Origin of the sequence: Pedobacter sp. AJM (assembly GCF_002197755.1) — a bacterium.
Lineage (GTDB): Bacteria > Bacteroidota > Bacteroidia > Sphingobacteriales > Sphingobacteriaceae > Pedobacter.
Genome location: NZ_NHOT01000003.1, coordinates 482,907 through 503,041, shown reverse-complemented (window position 1 = coordinate 503,041; position 20,135 = coordinate 482,907). Strand labels below are relative to the sequence as shown.

Here is a 20,135-nt window from a genome sequence, read left to right as displayed (position 1 = left end):
AAATGAATATTAATCCTCTTTTTATTTGTTTTTTGCTATTTTAGAACACACACAAATGAAACAAGATGAAAACATTAACATTAGGCATCCTCATGTCTGGCGTTTCGGCTATTGGATATAGTCAGACCAATCAGTACCAGTATAAACTAGACTTCTTTGGCGATACCATTCTGGTTGACGCCAATAACAAAACAATCGGCAAGCAAAAAAAAGACTTTTTCGGGAATACCATCATCGTGGACCAGGCAGGGAAAAAAATTGCTGAACAGAAAAAAGATTTTTTCCATCAGACCATACTGGAAGATGAGTCTGGACGGAAATTGGGCCAAAAAACCGTTGATTTTTTCGGAAATACCGTTATCAAAACTGAAAGCGGGCTGACACCGGGCGCGCAGGAAACCGGTCATGACAATGATTTATTTTCAGGAGATGGAAGAAAAAGAAATATCATTAAACAAAGACAGGATATTTTTGGAAACACAGTCGTGGAGGACGAGTATGGACAAGCCATGCGTATCTATAAAAAAGATATTTTTGGAAATGATGTTGTTGAAGACGGGAATGGCCATACCATACGTGTTTATAAAAAGGATATTTTCGGGAATGATGTCATTGAAGACGGAAATGGCCATACCATACGTATTTATAAAAAGGATATTTTCGGGAATGATGTTGTTGAAGACGGAAAAGGTCAGGCCATACGTATTTATAAAAAGGATATTTTTGGAAACGATGTTGTTGAAGACGGAAAAGGCCAGACCATACGTATTTATAAAAAGGATATTTTTGGTCATGATGTAATTGAAGATGGAAATGGAAAAAAAAATGCGGAATTTAAAACAGACGTTTTTGGAGATAAAATTTTCGAACGCGAAAATTAACAACAAGGAATGAGTTGATGAATCGTTAATCAGTCCGTTCTGATCGTTGATTTGCAGGATAACTTTTCAGTTAACAAAACGTCAAATCTTTCTGTTTTATCATTTAGATCTTCTCTTTAATCGCTAGTCTTTTTGCTTTTTACTATTTTTACCAAATGAGTACAGTATATGAAACCATCTCAAAAGTAATTAAAGAACGCCGTAGTATTTTTCCGGCGAGTTATATTAAGAAAGAAATTCCTGTAGCGGTAATTAATCAAATATTGGAAACTGCCAATTATGCACCAACACATAAGTTAACGCAGCCCTGGCGCTTCACCGTCATCAGAAAAGCTGGATTAGCAAAGTTGGGCATGGAACTGGGGCGGTTATATAAGACATTGGTAACTCCTGAACAGTTCCTGCAGAAAAAGTTCGATAGCTTTGCGGAAAAAACCGGCCAGGCAGATTGCATTATAGCTATTAATATGGCCGTAAGTGGCAAAATTCCGGAATGGGAAGAACTGGCTGCAGTATCCTGCGCAGTTCAAAATATGGCATTAACCGCCGAAAGTTTAAATGTTGGTGCTTATTGGAGTTCGCCACCATTGATTGATGATCTAGGCGAATTTTTAGGATTGGATGATAATGAAAAATGCATCGGACTTTTTTACATGGGCTATCACAATGAAAAACCTTGGCAACCAAACCGTACTTCGATGGCAGAAAAAGTAAAATGGATGGAGGATTAAGGCTCTGTTACAGCAAATTTATTGTCTATATTATATTTTCCATTACCCATCTCAGATTTCCATCAAAATATGCTTACTTTAAAATCGCAACTGTATCAGCTGTGCTTAACTTTTATTCAAAACCGGATAGAAAATATTGAATATTCCTTACAGCAGGCTCGCCAGGCATCAAATGATGATACCAAAAGCAGTGCTGGTGATAAGTACGAAACTACACGTGAAATGATGCAGCAGGAAATGGACCGGAACAGTAAACTGTTGTATGAAGCCGGGCAGCAGAAAATTTCCCTGCAACAGATTGAAAGTGTTGATGTTTCAACAGAGGTTAAAAATGGCAGTTTAGTCTTTACTTCAGAAGGGAATTTTTACATCAGCATCAGTGCCGGAGAACTTCATTTAGATGGGCAACAGTTCTTTGCTGTTTCTCAGGCCGCGCCTATTGGTAAACTTTTTATCGGAAAGAAAGTAGGAGATGAACTGGGTTTTAATGGTAAAAAATATGTGTTGATAAAAATACTTTAGTGACCTGACTTACCATATTCACTCGGCTATCCGGTTGTAGGTTTGTCAATTTTAAAATGACTTTATTGAACCACTAAAATTTTCTTTTACTATAGTCCTCTTAAACTTCGCCTGTTGATTATTTTACACCAATCCTTTCTGCAAATGACGGCACCAAATATGTTTTTAATTCATTAAAAGGAATAAAAACAACAATTTGTCCTTGTGCGTAACTGGCTACTTCATAAGGATTATACATAAATGCCAGGCCTTTTGAGTTGAAATAAAAGTTTTTATTTGGTTTGAGATAATCGTCAAATAGAACAGTGCTGATTGCATCATTTGGTTTGATATTATACAGTTTTCTGAGGCTTTTTTCCAACAGCTTTTGGAGATTATTGGAATCAATTTTAACGATGTCACCTAATACCAGTTGTTTTTTGTTTTTAACGTCCAGGCAATACATGGTGCTACTGTAGTTTCCATGCGCTCCCCCGGTGTAGGCGTCAGCCAGGAAATCAATCACCACATAGCCGTTCTCATTATATAACACCGTTTGCTGACTACTGTTGGTATAATTCATCCAGCCTTCAAAGTCATCATTTTTGCTTTCTTTTTGCTGTTCAGCTATTTGAGACTTATAATCTTTAAAATATGCTGCAGCAATAGATTTAAAACTGACTTCCCGATCGGCAGATGCTTTTAAGCCATCTATTTTTTTCAACTCACTATTGATCCAATTTCCTGAATCATCTGTAGCAGTAGCTTTTAGGTATTCAAAAGTAATTTCAGCTGTTGGAGAATTTGATTTATTGGGATACGCTATTACGGAATCCTGGTAAATACCAGTAGTAAACTGATAACTGCCTTCAGGATATTTCTCTTCTAGCAGGATGGGAAAGCTTTTACTTTCATCACCACTTTTCCAGGTCCCTTTAAAGCCGTTACCAGTCCATTTTAAATGCAGATGAGGCTCCTTAGAATTTTGATCAAAATATGAAGTGTAAAAACTGTATTCTGATAAGATCAGGCTATCCTGAGAGATTACGGTATCAGTTGATAAATTTAACCACGAACCATCGTAATAATAACTTCCATCTAGATCACCATCTAATCGCTGCAGATTCATCACCACGGGTTTCCCCGCAATTGTACCTTCCAGTCGTTTGTAAAAGTTTCCTTTAAATTCGCGTTTTACATTTTGGGCAGTATCTGCGGTTTCCTGATGATTCGATTTGCTTTTATTGTTATTACATGCAGAAATAATGACAGATACTAAAAGGTAAAATAATAAGTGCTTTTTCATAAGTCCGGTTAGTCAGGATTTATAGTTGACAGTTGAACTTATGATTTTGTTTTGTTGAAGCTCTTATTAATACTATAATAAAGGTTTTTTGCGGTATATCTTCCCGGATCTATAATTCTGCGAATGGTATATAGGGGGTAATTTTCATCCCTGGCGGTAGAAAGGATAAAAGCAGCTTTAAAGCCATATTCCTTCAGTTTGTGTAAATTCGAAGCTTTATAAACACCATATGGGTAGGCAAAATATTCTACTTTTTTTCCGGTGATCTGTTCGAGCTTCTTTGTTGGTTCGTCAATTTGGATTTTCCAGTCTTCATCCGTAAACTGCGCGAAATTTTTATGATCGTAAGTGTGGCTGGCAATGGTATTTCCTTCGTCTGATAACTGTTTAATATTTTCTTTAGTCATATAACTGATCCGCCCTTTGCGCCCTATGGAAACTGTCATGATAAAATACACACCCTTAAAGCCATATTTTTTCAGTGTAGCATTTCCCACAGTGAATTGATCCATATCCGTATCATCAAAAGTAATCATGATGGGTTTTTCAGGAAGTTTGCCATTAAACACCAGGTAATTGTACAATTGATCTGGTAAAATAGTATGGTAGCCACTATCTGCAAGCATTTTGATGTGCTCACGGAATTTATCCGGTGAAATAATATCATCGTGTGCCCTTTTGCTGTCGCTAGCCAGGTTATTCCTGATCTGGTGGTAACATAAAACAGGAACCTCGCGCTTAGCCATAATGGCTTTGGCATCTGCCGGCTTTTGTTTAGGATCTTCTTTAACTTCAGCGGTAGAGGTCGTTTTAATGATTTTTTCCCTATTCTGCGAATTGCTGCAAGCAGTAGAAAGTAAGGTTATAAATAAGGCTAAAATTAAGGGGGAAAGCCCTGATGCTGGTTTTAATCTCTTTTTCAAGGTAACATGATTTTATTAAAGATACTGCGTTTTCAGATAAACTAAAGTTTTTAATTGTTTCCTGCTCTTTTTTAGGATGCCTAAATTTAATGCGTTATGCTTCATATAGGTTTAGTCTGTCGCTTCGTTTTTAGCCTTTAAACAAGGATGTTGAGAATTTAAACATTCGCTTTTTCCCGGCTAATGCCGAGGTTAAAAAATTAAAAACTGTTTTTAATGCTGTTACTTAATGTTTTCGGACTCCAGTAACCACTGGCAATAATTCTCCGGATGGTAAATAAAGGATCTTTTTCATCACGCTTGGTTGATAGTTGAAAAGCCATTCTGAAACCACGTTTTTTCAATTCAGGAATACCTTCAGCATTCCATAGCCCGAACGGATAAGCAAACTCCGTCATTTTTTTGCCTGTAATTTCTTCCAGTCTTTTCGTTGGTTTATCTAACTGCTCCTCCCAATCTTTACCGGCATATTTTTTAAAATTTTTATGGTCATAAGTATGTGAGCCAATGATGTTTCCTTCATCTGAAAGTTGCTTAATCTGATCGCTGCTCATATAATCAACAAATTTTCCTTTTCTGCCAATAGAAACGGTCATGATGAAATACACCGCTTTGTAGCCCAGCTTTTTCAAGGTTGGATTTACAATCGTAAACTGATCGAGGTCCGTATCATCAAAGGTTAGCATAATGGGTTTGCTCGGAAGTGCTGCGCCAGTGTTTAAATAGGCATAAAGCTGATCGGGCAGGATGGTATGGTACCCACTATCGGCGAGCATTTTCATCTGGTCTTTAAAGTTTTGAACTTCAACAATGTAGTCCTTTCCAACCTTACCATCTGTAGGTTTCCAGTTTCTTACCTGGTGGTAGCACAAAATAGGTACCTGTTTCCGGGCCAGAATGGTTTTAGCATCAGCTACTTTGATTTTGGATACATCAACGGGTGTAGCTGTTGTAGCAACGTTAGCATTTGTATTTTCGGTAGAATCTGCAGTTTTTGCAGTTTCTGCTGTAGATTTGGATTGGCAGCTTGCCAGCAAAATTACGCCAGCTGTTATTGCGGTTAGTACGCCGTTTTTCATAGTTATAATATATAAATGCAAAACTATAAATTCTACCAAGTATTTACCTATCAAATAATCGCTTGTTAATAAAATATTTGCAGCCTGAATTTCTTTATCAATAACGCTTTTATTACAAATCTCGACCATTATAATTGGCTTTTATTAAATAATTTAGCCGTTCCAAACCTTTATTAATGAATAAAATTTACAAATTACTTTTTTGTGCACAATTTCTGTCGCTAACTGTCTTCGCACAAACCAAAACTTTTACCATCACGGAGAATATTCAGTCACAACCCAAAGCAAATTACCAGCTTGCTTCACGTTTTTCGCCAAACAAGTTAAAAAAAATGGTGTATTCAACTGCTGTTGATCCACATTGGTTAAAATTAAGCAATCGTTTTTGGTACACTTTTGAAAGTCCGAAGGGGAAATTCTGGTATCTGGTAGATCCTGCCTCTAAAACTAAAAAGCAGTTGTTTGATAATGCAAAGCTGGCTGCAGAGATTACGCTAATTGTGCGCGATCCGTTTGATGCGGAACATTTACCGCTGGAAAATCTAAAATTTGCCGCAGATGAGAAAAGCATTTCATTCGAGGTGAAAAGTTCTGTTGATGAATTAAAAAAAGATCGTAAAGATAAGAAGGCTGCTGATTCTATGCAGAAGAAGGTCTACTCCTTTAAGTATGAACTGGCTTCATCAAAACTAACAGAAGTGCCGAACTTTAGTAAGCCTAAGCCAAAGCCAGATTGGGGTTCAGTCGCACCGGATTCATCAGCCATTATATTTTCGCGTAACTATAACCTCTACTGGATGGATAAAGAAAATTATAAAAAAGCTGTTAAAAATGATGAGGACAGCACCATTGTAGAGCATCAGCTAACAAAGGATGGCGTTAAGTTTTATTCTTATGGAAGTGATGGCGATGGCGAAAACAATGTAGAAAACGAAAAGAATAACAAAAAAAGAAGAGCAGCTTATGTGCTTTGGTCGCCAAATTCAAAATATTTTGTTTTAGACAGGACTGATTCCCGAAAGGTAAAAGATCTTTGGGTGATTAATAGTGTTACTCCGGGGCGGCCAACACTCGAAACTTATAAATATCAGATGCCGGGAGAAACAGAGGCCCCGCAGGATGAAGTATTGCTTTTTGATTTCGTGGCAAAAAGTTATAAAAAGTTAAATGTTTCGGCTTTTAAAGATCAGAGTGTATCCGTATGGAGCAAGCCGGTTTTAGCCAAAGACCGTGATAATGAGTTCCGGCCTTCCATTTGGCTGGGAAATAACAGTCGCTTCTATTTTTCACGCACCAGTCGTGATTTAAAAAGAATTGATATCGGAACCATTGATATTGCTACAGGAAAGGTAACGCCAATAATAGATGAGCGTTTCAATACCTATGTGGAAGTGAACCGTCCGGGTCTGGTAAATGATGGTAAAGAACTTATCCACTGGAGTGAGCGTGATGGCTGGGCGCATTTCTATCTTTTTGATGAGAATGGAAAGCTTAAAAACCAAATTACCAAGGGTGCCTTCCATTGCGAAAGCATCGTAAATGTAGATGAAAAGAACCGTGTGTTGTATTTTACAGCCAATGGGAGAGAAGGGAAAGAAGATCCGTACTATCTGCATTTGTATCGTATCAATTTCGATGGTTCAAATATGAAGCTGCTTAATGCCGGTGATTTTGACCATGCGGCATTTATGAATGATAACAATACCTTTTTTGTAGATAACTATTCCAGGGTAAATACGGCGCCAAAATCTACGCTTTACGATCGGAATGGCAAAAAAGTAATGGACCTGGAAACCGCTGATCTTTCTTTATTAATGGCTGCGGGCTATCAATACCCTGAGCCATTTAAGGTAAAGGCTGATGATGGCATCACTGATTTATATGGTGTAATGTACAAGCCATTTGATTTCGATCCGAAGAAGAAATATCCGATCATTGAATATGTTTATCCGGGGCCACAAACCGAAGCCGTAAATAAGGCATTTAGCAAAAGCATGGATCGTACGGAGCGCCTGGCACAATTTGGATATATCGTCATTACTGTGGGCAACCGCGGTGGCAATCCATCGCGTTCCAAATGGTACCACACTTATGGTTATGGCAACCTTCGTGATTATGGATTGGCAGATAAGAAAACCGCTATTGAACAACTGGCAGCTAAATATGCTTTTATTGATGAATCAAAAGTAGGTATTACAGGGCATTCTGGTGGTGGTTTCATGTCTACAGCAGCCATGTTGGTTTATCCTGATTTCTTTAAAGCCGCGGTTTCGAATGCAGGTAACCATGATAACAGCATTTATAACCGTTGGTGGAGTGAAAAACACCACGGCGTAAAAGAAACCATTTCTTTAAAAGGAGATACTTCCTTTAAATATAATATTGATAAAAATCCTGATTTAGCTAAAAATTTGAAAGGCCATTTATTATTGATGCATGGCGATGTAGATAACAACGTGCACCCGGCCAATTCAATCCGTGTGGCCAATGCCTTGATGAAAGCTGGTAAACGGTTTGATTTTCTGATTATTCCTGGTCAGCGACACGGTTTTGGAGACATGACCGAATATGCTTTCTGGAAATTAGCCGATCACTTTAATAAATACCTGATAGGCGATTTCTCTGAACCGGGAGATGTTGACCTGGTAGAAATGGACCGGGATATTGAACAAACCGGAAAATAAAATATAATACGAATACATTTTAATGGCCTGTAGATACTGCAGGCCATTTTTTTTATAAAAATCCTGGCTTAATTTCTCCCAGAAAACGATATGAGGATGAGTTTTAATTGCCCGCGGTACCAATTCAAGCGCGAAACAATTACTATTTTCTCATGTTATTTTAATATGAATAATAAAGGTATTACAATGGCAGTGTTTCTTCTGGTTGGAGGAATAGCCAATAGTCTAGCCCAGGATATAGATAGTAAAAATGTTCCGGCAGCTGTGAAAACCGCTTTTGCAAAAGCATATCCAAAAGCTACCGATGTAGATTGGGAAAAGAAAGGTGCAGATTATAAAGTAGATTTTGATTTAGGTAAAACCGATCACAGTGCAACATACGCTGCTACGGGGAAAATTATTTCATTCGAAAAAGATATTCCGAACAACCAGCTTCCGGCGGCCATTGCTAAAAGTATTAAGGCGAAATATCCTCAGGGAAGAATAGATGATGTGGATTGGATTAGCACAGGAGGTAAAATAACCTATAAGGTCGATATAGAAGGTACGCCAGATGTTAACGTTTGGTACAGTGCTGATGGTAAATTTATTAAAGAACTTGCTGATTAAGCCGTTCACAGATCGCTTAGCACCAGGTTTTACTAAAATAAAAAGAGCTCCGGATTTATCCGGAGCTCTAAATGAGGTAATTCGCAATGGTTTTTTTAGTAAATGTAGTTTAAGGCAACAACATCATTAGAGTTAAATGTGCGGTTACCGCCATTTGAACAAGCCAACATGAAAGATGCTGCATCAGGACTGGATGGTGTTCCCGGAATTAATACCGCGCCAACGTTTGATGCACCTTCGTTTCCTGCACCACTTGCACCACAGCTAAATGCACGGTTCATGTAATCGGTATGACGGAAGCCGATGCAATGACCTACTTCGTGCTGGATCACAGAAGCAAGATATAATAAATTTGGATTTGAACCATAAGCAGCAGAATTGGTGTTCATTCTGATTTGGTTATAAGGATTGCCTGAAGAGGTAGGAAAACCAGCTGAACCCAGGGTGATAAAGCCTCCACTTGGACCTTCATTAAAACCAACCACATTAATATTTCCGGTGGTACCTGCATTTGCCCTTTGGAAAGTGATTCTTAAGCCTAATGAATTATATCTGGAAATCATGGTATTTACAGCATCACTGTATACCTGAGGTAAATTTGTAACTGATACCGTGATTACTCGAGGTAATGACGTTACTACATTGGTGGTTCGGTACTGCTCAGTTTCAGCAATACTCAATTTAGCGCCTGAAGATGCTTCAGTTAAATTCTCTTCTGTTAAAAGGATGTCGCCTTCTACCAAATAACCTTCGCTGGTTTTGCGAATGTTTTCGGTACTAAATCCTAGAGATTTGACTTTTTCTAAAGTGCTGGTGGAAATATCAGTTTTGTTTTCTACTGCATTTTCTGTATTACTATTCTTACAAGAATATAAACTTGAGAGCAGTAAACATGCCGCTGCAACTGATAAAAATTTGGTTCTTTTCATTTTAGTTTAGTTTTAATTTGGGACTATTAGATAAGTTAGTTAATATAATTTGCAAATTACCTTATAAATGCTAATTTAGGGAACTATTATGATGTAAACAAAATTTTACAATAAAATATTTCTTGAAAGTCAATACTGTATATTTAATAATATGTTTTTTTCTCTGTGTATTTAATTTAAATGCATATGGACAACCTGGTGGTGTAGAAAAAAAAGTTCAAAAATTTATTTCTTCCAACAGAAATAAGAACGAATTTTGGGTAAATGAGGCTTTGGTCGTCAGGTTTGATCACCCTTTAAGCACCAGAGAGATTCAGAAAATGCGGCCTGAAAAACAGCTCACTGCAGATTGTTTTATTGTGCGCAGAAGTGATATTTCCTCCTTCACTGAAGGGGTTGTTTTTCAGGCGCCGGCAAATGGTTTATGGAAAGCCAGCGACGGTTTGATGAGTCTCCTTCAAAAAAATAATAGAAAAGGCGATTCAATAACCGTGAGGCTTGCGCTTAAAAGTACCGGTATGATTCAGGAAGTATTAAAACAGTTAAGTATAATTTCTGTAGATCAGCAGCATGCCATTTATATCATTAAGATTCTGCCTGATGATTTGCTTGAAGTATTGGCCCTTGACGAGATATTATATGCTGATATTATCCCAACTGCCAGGCCTGAAGTGGTGATTAATGGATTGGATCTGGGCCTGAATCAGATCAGCAATGTCCGAGATCTTTTTCCTGGTCTTAACGGAACCGGAATCAATATTTCTTTTAAAGAAGACATGTATGATATAACGGATTTAGATCTTTTAGGAAAAACAGTTTCAGGAGCTGCTACCGGAGGTACAGCAACTACACATGCTACCACAATGGCCACACTTGCCCTGGGGAATGGCAATTCATTTATCCGCGGACTTGGTGCAGCACCAGCAGCTAAACTGGCATTTTCCAGTTTTGACCGCTTATTGCCTGATCAATTGACTGAACTAAGTCGCCTTCAGATCCGAGTGCAAAATCATTCCTACGGAACGGGAATCGATAATAATTATGGCATTGAAGCAGCGGCGTACGATCAGCAGGTTTTTGAAACTGATACTTTAATGCATGTTTTTTCTGCTGGTAACAGTGGTACGCTAACCCCGGCTAGTGGTTTTTATCAGGGCTTAACGGCCCGCGCCAATTTAACCGGGAATTTTAAACAGGCCAAAAATATACTGGTCATCGGGGGGATTAACCGGGAGAATGTTTCTGAAAATCTAAGTAGTAAAGGCCCGGCGTATGATGGACGGGTAAAGCCTGAGCTAGTTGCATTAGGCGAGGATGGTACCTCAGGTTCTGCTGCCATAAGCAGTGGATCAGTAGCCTTGCTGGAGCAGTTTTATCATCAGAAATTTGGTAAAGCACCTTCCGCTGCCTTAATCAGGGCAGCCCTGATAAACTCAGCTGATGATTTGGGTGCGCCACAGGTTGATTATGTTTTTGGTTACGGGAAATTGAACGTAGCTCAATCGTTAAAAACCATTGATGAAAATCGTGTGGCATTATATAGTGTTGCCAGGGGGCAAGATTTAATTGTTCCGCTTACTATTCCTGCAAATGTTGCTGAGATCAAACTTACCATCACCTGGAATGACCCTGCGGCAGCAGTAAATGCGGTACAAAGCCTGGTTAATGGTTTGGATTTAAGTATGGAAAGTCCTTCGGGAGAAATCACGCTTCCCTGGGTATTAAGCAGTGCGTCTAATCTGGATTCGATTGCGTTACCTGCAACAAGAAAAGCAGATCTGATTAATACTATTCAGCAGCTGAGTATTGATCATCCACAGGAAGGAAACTTCAGCATTCATGTAAAAGGTGACCGCATTACGCAAGGTGCCCAGCAAAATTTTGCCCTGGCTTATCAATATAAATTTAAAAACACTTTTTCTTTTATCACACCAGGAAAAGATGTTTTCTTTTTTGCCAATGAAGATAATTATATCCGGTGGGAAAATACCTATTCTGAGAAAACAGGTAAACTTTCGGTGAGTTACGATGATGGTTTGAGTTGGAAATTGATAGGTGCGGACGTTAATTTAGCAAAAGGATTTTATAAGTGGGGCACACCAGATTTATTTTCGAAGGCCATCGTTAAAATGGAAATAGGCAGTGAGGTGGTTTCTAGTCAAAGTTTTGTGATATCTTCTCCCAAAGTATTAAATGTAGGTTATGTATGCGCCGATGGGGTAGTTTTAAATTGGAATCCTCAAGCTGGTGCCAAAGATTATACAATTTATAGTATCATCAATAATATTTTATCGCCGGTTTTAACTGTTGCTGATACTTTAGTTAAGCTAAATACCGGCAGTATTCCTGGTAAATACTTTGCAGTTGCAGCAAATGGATCGGGTTTTACCGGTTTGAAGAGTTATACAATAGATTATACACAGCAAGGTGTAGCCTGTTATGTGAGAAGTTTATTTGCATCCACTACTGCAGATAATAAAATAAGACTTGACCTCAGTATTGGAACCACTCTGGGTATTAAAAATATTATTTGGGAGAAACAAACAGGCGTGAATACTTATACCGCTCTCCAACAAACAAAGCCAGGAAATAATGTTTTGAACTACTTTTTTTTTGATGATAAACCTAAGTCTGGAATACAATTTTACCGTGTAACCTTTGAAACAGCAGCTGGAAATGTTGCTAGTGATCTGGTTGCTGTCACCTTTCTTAAGGAAGATGAATTTTCTTTCTATCCAAACCCGGTAACAGACTACTTAACAGTTTTAAGTGGCTCTTTTGAAGATTATAGTCTTTCAGTATTTAATATTTTAGGGCAGAAAGTTTTTGAAGAAAGGGCAGCAAGTACGAACCGCTTTAATTTATCTGCACTGGCTACCGGCGTTTATGTAGGCGTAATTAATAAAAATGGAGAGCAGGTAAAGAAAATTAAACTGATTAAAAGATAAATGCTTAAATAGTTAAGGATAAGTTTTTATCCCCGCTTTTGCTAATTTCTTTGTAATTTCAAAACATGATTAAGATAAAAAAAGCGATATTCTTATTAGGTTGTGCACTTCTTTTGCTCACATCATGCAAGCAAGGAAGCGAAAAAAGCAGCACTTCTCCTGATTCACTTTCCGTAAAAGCGATTAACGATTCCAGCCTGACCCACTACCTTTCTGTTATTGCCGCAGATAGTTTAGAAGGTAGGAAGCCCTTTACCAATGGTGAAACCAAAACCATAAGCTACTTAAAAACTCAATTCGAAAAATTAGGTCTCGAACCTGGAAACGGGGATAGTTATTTTCAGGAAGTACCCATGGTAGAGATAAAATCGGTGCCGGAAGATCAGATGTTGATTAAAGGTAAACCTGGTTCGTTAAGCTTAAATTACCTGACTGATTTTGTTGCGGGATCGCGAAGGCTACAAGAGAAGGTAAGTATCGCTAATTCTCCTTTGGTATTTGCAGGCTTTGGAATCGTGGCACCAGAATATGGCTGGAATGATTACAAAGGTTTGGATGTAAAAGGTAAAACTGTGGTGGTGATGATTAACGATCCAGGTTTTGCAGATTCTACCTTATTTAAAGGCAAAAATATGACTTATTACGGTCGGTGGACCTATAAATTTGAAGAGGCATCCAGACAGGGCGCAGCTGGAGTACTGATCATTCATGATACTGAGCCTGCTGCATATCCCTGGAGTGTGGTAAGAAGTGGATGGTCTAAATCAAAGCTCAACCTGCAATCGGCAGATAATGGCATGAACAGAACGGTGATTGAGGGCTGGATCAGTTTAGACAAGGCAAAATCACTCTTTAAAATGTCAGGGCAAAGTGATGACTTAATGGCTAGGGCAAAGGAGAAAGGCTTTAAGGCTGTTGATTTAGGTTTAACCACTTCGCTGACTGTTAAAAATAAGATCAAAAAATCGGTGTCCTACAATGTGCTGGCAAAAGTAACGGGAGGTAAGCGTCAGGATGAGGCCATTATATATTCTGCCCATTGGGATCATTTAGGTATTGGTGAAAAGGTAAAGGGCGACTCCATTTATAACGGTGCGGTAGATAATGCCACAGGAGTTGCTTCTTTATTAGAACTGGCAACAGCATTTAAAAAGTTGCCAAATAAACCAGGACGAAGCATTTTATTTATTTCTTATACTGCTGAAGAGCAGGGACTTTTGGGATCTGAGTACTATGCCAAACATCCGGTTTTCCCATTGGCTAAAACAGTGGCGAATATTAATATGGATATGATGGGCATTGCTGGCAAAACGAAAGATATTGTGGTGTATGGTTTTGGTCAGTCAGAACTGGAAGATTATGCCGCAACTTCAGCGAAAAAGCAGGGTAGGGTAGTCGTTCCTGATCCCGTTCCATCTTCAGGATTGTATTACCGATCTGATCATTTTAACCTGGCTAAAGTGGGGGTACCATCTCTATTTACGGGTTCTGGTGTAGATAATATGAAAAATGGAAGAGAATGGGGCTTAAAACAGGTAGCAGACTTTACCAAGTTCAGATATCATTCTCCTCAGGATAATTTCGATGCAAAAACCTGGGATTTATCCGGAATTGTGGAAGATGTAAGATTGGTTTTTGATTTAGGTTATCGCCTGAGCAATGAAGACGTTTATCCAAAATGGAAAGCAGGTTCAGAATTTAAAGCCATAAGAGAAAAGAAATAAAAAAGCGCATCCCGACTTTAAATCGGGATGCGCTATAAAAAAAGTTAATTATTTTAGTGTTAAGCAAAATACTAAAAGTGAAATTGTACGCCTAATTTTGGTGCTAAGGTACTTGCCTCTAAGCCAAAAGAATTAGTTGTGATTTCATTGCCTGTAACTTCATTTTTAACTTTCAGGTTAGTGTAGCCTAAACCGTTAACAGAAACTTCGATACCAATTCTTTTGGTTGGGAAGAAAGCAAAACCTGGTGCAAGGTTAACACCAATTTCTGTCGTTTTTCCAATTTTAGCTCCGGTATCACCATTGTTATCTACAAATTTGTTGTTTCCAAATTCCATTGGTACAGATAACTGACCGAAGAATTTAAACTGATCTGATAAGTTAACATAGTAACGACCGAAGGGGGCTACTTTAAATGCCTGATTGATATTGTTTCTGCTTACTTCTTTATCAGATGTATAACCAACACCTGTACCAATAGCAAAGTTATCACTTACGAAATAACCAACATTTGGTACAATGTTAAAGCTCACATCAGATTTTGCAGCGCCTTCTACTTTTGTAGAATTGAAACCTACACTTCCGCCCAACATCACTTTTCCTTTTTCAGTTTGTGCATTTGCACCATAAACTAAACCTGCAACTGCAACTAATGATAATAATAATTTTTTCATCGTTTTATTATTTATTTGTTATTAAAAATATAGTCAATTTTACTTTTTTAATTTCTGACTATATTTGGTTAAAAGTCAATATCGATGCCAATAAAATATCATATCGTCATCAAAAAATCAGTTTTATATTAACTGCTTAATTGATAACGATATATAAAATAGGGGTTAAATCATTATTATTTTTGTGTGACTAAAAATTAATCAATTGATTGATTTTTTGCTTTAAAAAAGTTGACAATCTGACTTTTTTGGCATAAATGTCAGCTTTTTTAACTGTTATTATGGCAGCACTTTTAGGAATGTCGGCGTTATTATTATACTTTGCTGGCGGAAACCAGATGTGCTAGTTTCTTTTTAATTAAGTCTACTGCCATGTCATCGTTTAAGTTTCCGGCTTCATCAAATTTATTTTGAGCCTGGGCAATTAATACTTCTGGCTGTAAAACCGGATTCATATTCAAAAAGGTAAATACCGGAAGAAATGCAGCTTGCATTCTTACTGTACCCCAAAGACCTTGTGTAGCCCCCATAACGGCAACAGGTTTATGCATGAGCGGACTATCCTTTCCACGACTGGCCCAGTCAATGGCATTTTTCAATCCGCCAGGAATAGAATAATTATATTCTGGCGATGCGATGATAAATGCATCAGCAGTACTGAGCAATTCCCTGAATTTAGCTACGCTTGCCGGTCGTTCATTTGCTTTCGGTGTATCATGATCTTCATTGTAAACAGGGATATCATCATATTTTACAATTTCAAAGTCAACACCTTCAGGTAACAAGCCACCCGCTACTTTTAACAACATGTGGTTAAAGGAACCTTTTCGAAGGCTTCCGCACAGGCCGATTATTTTTTTATTTTTTTCCATATTTATTAAACGGAGGTTGCGTATAAAAGTTTTTTTCTTTATTATGTAGCTACACTATGATTAAAGATTAATAATAGTTGTTGCAATTCATTTATTAAATATATATGTCAGAAAATAATAGCGTTTCTCCTCTTATAGAAAAAACTGTTTTCCCTATTTTGTTTGCCCTGAGTTTTTCTCATTTGTTAAACGACACCATTCAATCCTTAATTCCTGCGATTTATCCCGTTATCAAAACAAGTTATCGTTTAAGCTTCTCTCAGATTGGATTAATAACGCTAACCTTTCAAATGGCGGCATCATTGCTGCAACCTTTTGTGGGCTTGTATACCGATAAAAAGCCTCAGCCTTATTCTTTAGCCGTGGGGATGGGTTTCACGCTGATTGGATTGATTACACTTTCTCAATCAGCTCATTTTTATAACATGCTCATTTCTGTTGCCTTTATTGGTATTGGCTCGTCCATATTTCACCCAGAGGCTTCCCGAATGGCGCATGCAGCGTCGGGAGGGAAAAGAGGTTTAGCACAATCTGTTTTTCAATTGGGAGGAAATGCCGGTAGTTCTTTTGGCCCACTGCTGGCTGCATGGATCATCGTGCCGTATGGTCAGTTTAGTGTGATCTGGTTTTCGGCAATTGCACTTTTGGCTATTGTTATATTAAGTTACGTAGGCAATTGGTATAAAGGTTTTATGATTGCCAGAAGTAAGAAAGTTGTCATTCAAACTGAAGTGAGCCGATTCTCACGGAACAAAGTGATTTTTTCTGTTGCTATTTTATTGCTTTTAATCTTTTCGAAATATTTCTATATGGCAAGTTTGACCAATTATTTTACTTTTTATCTGATCAATAAATTTCAGGTATCTGTTCAAACCTCTCAGATATATTTGTTTATGTTTCTATTTTCTGTAGCTGCAGGAACTTTGCTGGGTGGGCCGATAGGGGATAAGGTAGGACGGAAATATGTAATATGGGCTTCCATTTTAGGGACAGCACCTTTTGCACTGTTACTTCCACATGCCAATTTGTTTTGGATAGGAGTGTTGATCGTTCCAATTGGGATGATCTTAGCTTCAGCATTTTCTGCCATTTTAGTCTATGCACAGGAATTGATTCCGGGAAAAGTGGGCCTGGTGGCGGGCTTATTCTTTGGCTTTGCTTTCGGGATGGGTGGAATAGGTTCTGCCTTATTGGGTAAATTGGCAGATTCGAAAGGAATAGCCTATGTATTTAGTATTTGTGCTTTTCTCCCGCTGATTGGTTTACTGACCGGCTTTTTGCCGAATATTGAGACTAAGAAAAAGTAATATAAAATAGGAATAATTAGTATTGTAATAGGAAATAAGTGTTTTAATAATACTTTTTTACTACTCGTTGATGAGACATTAACGAGTAGTAAAAAACTCCGACCTTTCAGCAAGACGGAGCTTTTTATATTAAAAGTGATAATTCAATCCTATACTGGGATTAAATGAATCGAATCCAAACTGAAAGCTTTCATTTTTATAAGCCTGAGAATTTATATTATTTCCGTCATCTTTCATCTTGTACTTGTTATAGGAGAGTAAAGGGAGAGATAACTCGAATGCCCAATGCCTTGTCGGGAAAAATGCAAAACCCGGGCTAACCGCTGCCAAATACGCTGTAGTTTTGTATTTGGTACTCCGCGGAATAACCGTAAGGGATCCACCATCTTGCGAGACAGACTTTCCAAAAGCAACTAATGCATTACCCTGACCAAAAAATTTAAATTTATCGATTATATTGATATAATACCTTACAAAAGGGCCGACATTGAAGTTGTTGCTTTTATTTTCAGAATTGGTGATTAGTGTATTATTACCTGTATAAAAGATTGATTCATTGAGATTTTTATTTCTGTTAAAACCAACGCTCAAACCTATTGCCAGATTTTTACTTACGAAATGGCCAAAACGGGGAGTGATGCCATAGTTCGTCGAATTTAGTGAATTTAAGGCCGTAAGATTGTCCGGGGTTCGTTTATCCTTGCTATACCAGATGCTTCCGCCAATTAAATTGTTTCCCTTTTCTGTTTGTGCATTTGAGGCAAATGCAACAGCGCATAGCATAGCCAGCGATAGTAGTTGTTTTTTCATTTTCATTTGTGTTTTTGTGTCCTACAAAATACAATAAAAAAATTAAAAAACTACACTAATAGCTGGTTTTATTTACATGCTTAAAACCTATAGGTATGATACTTTGTACCTATCAAACAAGTATCTCACCAAATAAAAATCATAAGAGAAAAATCAAATTAAAAATATAATAAATTGACCGAGCAAACTTAGTCTATTGGGTAAGGCACCACCAGTAGGTTAAGAGATCATCCATTGGTTGGTGTCTCACCAGCCAAAAAATTATTAGATATAAAACGAAACAGCCTGTTCATCATTGATGAACAGGCTGTCTAATATAATGATGCTAAATATAACCTAGCTTTTTGCTTTCGTCATTTAGCTTTTAACTTTACTTTTAATTATGCTTTTTCAGCCAATACTTTGGTCACTAAATCTGCAGCTTCTTTCAATGCAATTGCTGAGTAAACCTGTAAGCCAGACTCGTCAATTAATTTTTTAGCTTCTTCTGCATTTGTACCTTGTAAGCGACAGATAATTGGCACAGGAATATTTCCGATTTCCTGATAAGCATCAATCACACCTTGCGCAACACGGTCACAACGAACGATACCTCCAAAAATGTTAATCAGGATGGCTTTAACGTTAGGGTCCTTCAAGATGATGTTAAAAGCAGCTTTAACGGTTTGTGCGTTTGCAGTTCCACCAACATCTAGGAAGTTAGCAGGCTCACCACCGGCCAATTTAATAATATCCATAGTGGCCATAGCCAAACCAGCACCATTTACCATACAGCCAACGTTACCGTCAAGGTTAACAAAGTTCAGGTTAGAAGCACTGGCTTCCACTTCCATCGGATCTTCTTCAGTTACATCACGCATTGCTGCATAATCCGCATGGCGGAATAATGCGTTTTCATCTAAATTAACTTTAGCATCAACAGCAATTACTTTATCATCAGAAGTTTTTAATACCGGATTAATTTCGAACATCGAAGAATCAGTTGCTTCATAAGCTTTATATAAAGCGGTTACAAATTTAACCATCTCCTTAAAAGCAGCACCGCTAACACCTAAGTTAAAAGCAATTTTACGTGCCTGAAAACCTTGTAAACCAACTTTAGGATCTATTTCTTCTTTGAAGATTAAGTGTGGTGTATGTTCAGCAACTTCTTCAATATCCATACCACCTTCAGTACTGTACATGATGATGTTACGGCCGGCCGCACGATCTAACAATACAGAGATATAGAATTCTTTAGTTTCTGAAGCACCCGGATAATAAACATCCTGAGCAACCAAAATCTTACTCACCAATTTACCTTCTGGTCCGGTTTGAGGGGTAACCAATTGCATACCAATAATATCGGTAGCACGTTGTTTAACTTCATCAAGGTTTTTAGCTAATTTAACACCGCCACCTTTACCGCGACCACCAGCGTGGATTTGCGCCTTAATTACCACCCAATCAGAGTTGTAATCGATCTTCAATTGCTTGGCCGCTTCAACAGCTTGCTCCGGAGTATCGGCAACAATTCCTTCTTGAACGTTAACACCGAAACTTTTTAATATTTGTTTACCCTGGTATTCGTGAATATTCATCTGTTTATATTTTTGTCTTTATCTGTCAGATGGAGCCTATTACTATTAAAATAATTATTTTAATAGTATCGGGTTCATTTGCTACAAAATTTGCCCAAAGCTACAATTCTAAAGCCTTTAAACAAATAGAATTTACTGATTTTTTAAAGAAAATGAAGGTTTTATGTGAATCCGAGAAAGTAGTTCTTTCCATCTTCATTTTTTTGTGTAAACATTGTAGGTTTTAAATTAGCAGCAGTCTGGCTAACTAACTTCCGGCAAAAGGTGTTCCGAAAATTCCTACGGCTAATTCTACCCATGTGAGAAACAAAAGCAAGAGTATAACCACTAATAATATTGTTTTTGGGAGATTGGGTTTAACATACCTGATCACCAGTTCTATTGCTAAGCCTGTGCCCAACAGTAATCCTGCTGCGATTATGAAGTCTGAAACTGTCCATTTTACCTCTTTAGTAAACTGCATGGCTACCAATGGAATACTTAAAATTAAACCAGTGATAATAAAAATAATCCTTATTCTTATTTTTGCTGATCGGAGTGTTTGTTGAGTTGTCATGATGTATTAAATTTAATGTTT

17 protein-coding genes are annotated in these 20,135 nt (G+C 37.7%); 8 read left to right on the top strand and 9 right to left on the bottom strand.

What is annotated here, in order from left to right; all coding sequences use genetic code 11:
• The first annotated feature begins 65 nt into the window (after positions 1 to 65).
• From CBW18_RS07920 to CBW18_RS07910, 3 genes are all read left to right on the top strand, one after another.
• Positions 66 to 881 (top strand): hypothetical protein, encoded by an 816-nt coding sequence (locus CBW18_RS07920; protein WP_088300764.1) that lies wholly within the window; start codon positions 66 to 68, stop codon positions 879 to 881.
• Positions 882 to 1,036: 155 nt separating this feature from the next.
• On the top strand, positions 1,037 to 1,612 hold the full coding sequence (locus CBW18_RS07915) for a nitroreductase (RefSeq protein ID WP_088300763.1): 576 nt from the start codon (positions 1,037 to 1,039) through the stop codon (positions 1,610 to 1,612).
• A gap of 69 nt (positions 1,613 to 1,681) precedes the next feature.
• Positions 1,682 to 2,134 carry a 3-oxoacyl-ACP synthase gene (locus CBW18_RS07910; protein ID WP_088300762.1) on the top strand — a complete coding sequence of 151 codons (453 nt, stop codon included), beginning with the start codon at positions 1,682 to 1,684 and terminating at the stop codon, positions 2,132 to 2,134.
• 118 nt (positions 2,135 to 2,252) lie between these two features.
• On the opposite strand, the gene CBW18_RS07905 is transcribed toward CBW18_RS07910, so the two are convergent.
• The 3 genes from CBW18_RS07905 to CBW18_RS07895 all read right to left on the bottom strand — a co-directional run bounded on the left by CBW18_RS07905 (position 2,253) and on the right by CBW18_RS07895 (position 5,421).
• Entirely contained in the window at positions 2,253 to 3,419 is a 1,167-nt protein-coding gene (locus tag CBW18_RS07905) for a DUF3298 and DUF4163 domain-containing protein (protein WP_088300761.1), read from the bottom strand.
• 38 nt (positions 3,420 to 3,457) lie between these two features.
• On the bottom strand, positions 3,458 to 4,342 hold the full coding sequence (locus CBW18_RS07900) for a polysaccharide deacetylase family protein (protein ID WP_253248989.1): 885 nt from the start codon (positions 4,340 to 4,342) through the stop codon (positions 3,458 to 3,460).
• A gap of 200 nt (positions 4,343 to 4,542) precedes the next feature.
• A complete protein-coding gene (locus CBW18_RS07895) occupies positions 4,543 to 5,421 on the bottom strand; it encodes a polysaccharide deacetylase family protein (protein ID WP_088301335.1) in 879 nt (292 codons plus the stop codon).
• 176 nt (positions 5,422 to 5,597) lie between these two features.
• Between CBW18_RS07895 and CBW18_RS07890 the strand changes: the two genes are divergently transcribed.
• Positions 5,598 to 8,105, top strand: coding sequence for a DPP IV N-terminal domain-containing protein (locus CBW18_RS07890; RefSeq protein WP_088300760.1), 2,508 nt, complete (start codon positions 5,598 to 5,600; stop codon positions 8,103 to 8,105).
• Between the two features lie 165 nt (positions 8,106 to 8,270).
• Positions 8,271 to 8,714: a PepSY-like domain-containing protein gene (locus CBW18_RS07885; protein WP_172406473.1), complete on the top strand. Its 444-nt coding sequence runs from the start codon at positions 8,271 to 8,273 to the stop codon at positions 8,712 to 8,714.
• A 95-nt stretch (positions 8,715 to 8,809) separates the two neighbouring features.
• Here CBW18_RS07885 and CBW18_RS07880 read toward each other — a convergent pair whose 3' ends face one another.
• A complete protein-coding gene (locus tag CBW18_RS07880) occupies positions 8,810 to 9,643 on the bottom strand; it encodes a M57 family metalloprotease (RefSeq protein ID WP_088300758.1) in 834 nt (277 codons plus the stop codon).
• 122 nt (positions 9,644 to 9,765) lie between these two features.
• Here CBW18_RS07880 and CBW18_RS07875 point away from each other — a divergent pair, with 122 nt between their 5' ends.
• On the top strand, positions 9,766 to 12,591 hold the full coding sequence (locus CBW18_RS07875; protein WP_088300757.1) for a S8/S53 family peptidase: 2,826 nt from the start codon (positions 9,766 to 9,768) through the stop codon (positions 12,589 to 12,591).
• A gap of 65 nt (positions 12,592 to 12,656) precedes the next feature.
• Positions 12,657 to 14,315: a M28 family metallopeptidase gene (locus tag CBW18_RS07870; protein WP_172406472.1), complete on the top strand. Its 1,659-nt coding sequence runs from the start codon at positions 12,657 to 12,659 to the stop codon at positions 14,313 to 14,315.
• A 71-nt stretch (positions 14,316 to 14,386) separates the two neighbouring features.
• Here CBW18_RS07870 and CBW18_RS07865 read toward each other — a convergent pair whose 3' ends face one another.
• Positions 14,387 to 14,989 (bottom strand): outer membrane beta-barrel protein, encoded by a 603-nt coding sequence (locus CBW18_RS07865; RefSeq protein ID WP_088300756.1) that lies wholly within the window; start codon positions 14,987 to 14,989, stop codon positions 14,387 to 14,389.
• Between the two features lie 314 nt (positions 14,990 to 15,303).
• Entirely contained in the window at positions 15,304 to 15,861 is a 558-nt protein-coding gene (locus CBW18_RS07860) for an NADPH-dependent FMN reductase (RefSeq protein ID WP_088300755.1), read from the bottom strand.
• Between the two features lie 104 nt (positions 15,862 to 15,965).
• Here CBW18_RS07860 and CBW18_RS07855 point away from each other — a divergent pair, with 104 nt between their 5' ends.
• Positions 15,966 to 17,168 carry an MFS transporter gene (locus tag CBW18_RS07855; RefSeq protein ID WP_088300754.1) on the top strand — a complete coding sequence of 401 codons (1,203 nt, stop codon included), beginning with the start codon at positions 15,966 to 15,968 and terminating at the stop codon, positions 17,166 to 17,168.
• A gap of 129 nt (positions 17,169 to 17,297) precedes the next feature.
• On the opposite strand, the gene CBW18_RS07850 is transcribed toward CBW18_RS07855, so the two are convergent.
• The 3 genes from CBW18_RS07850 to CBW18_RS07835 form a co-directional block, all read right to left on the bottom strand.
• Positions 17,298 to 17,978, bottom strand: a complete 681-nt coding sequence (locus tag CBW18_RS07850; RefSeq protein ID WP_172406471.1) for an outer membrane beta-barrel protein — start codon at positions 17,976 to 17,978, stop codon at positions 17,298 to 17,300.
• Positions 17,979 to 18,358: 380 nt separating this feature from the next.
• Entirely contained in the window at positions 18,359 to 19,558 is a 1,200-nt protein-coding gene (gene sucC / locus CBW18_RS07845; protein WP_088300752.1) for an ADP-forming succinate--CoA ligase subunit beta, read from the bottom strand.
• 247 nt (positions 19,559 to 19,805) lie between these two features.
• Entirely contained in the window at positions 19,806 to 20,114 is a 309-nt protein-coding gene (locus tag CBW18_RS07835) for a hypothetical protein (RefSeq protein ID WP_088300750.1), read from the bottom strand.
• Between the last annotated feature and the right edge of the window lie 21 nt (positions 20,115 to 20,135).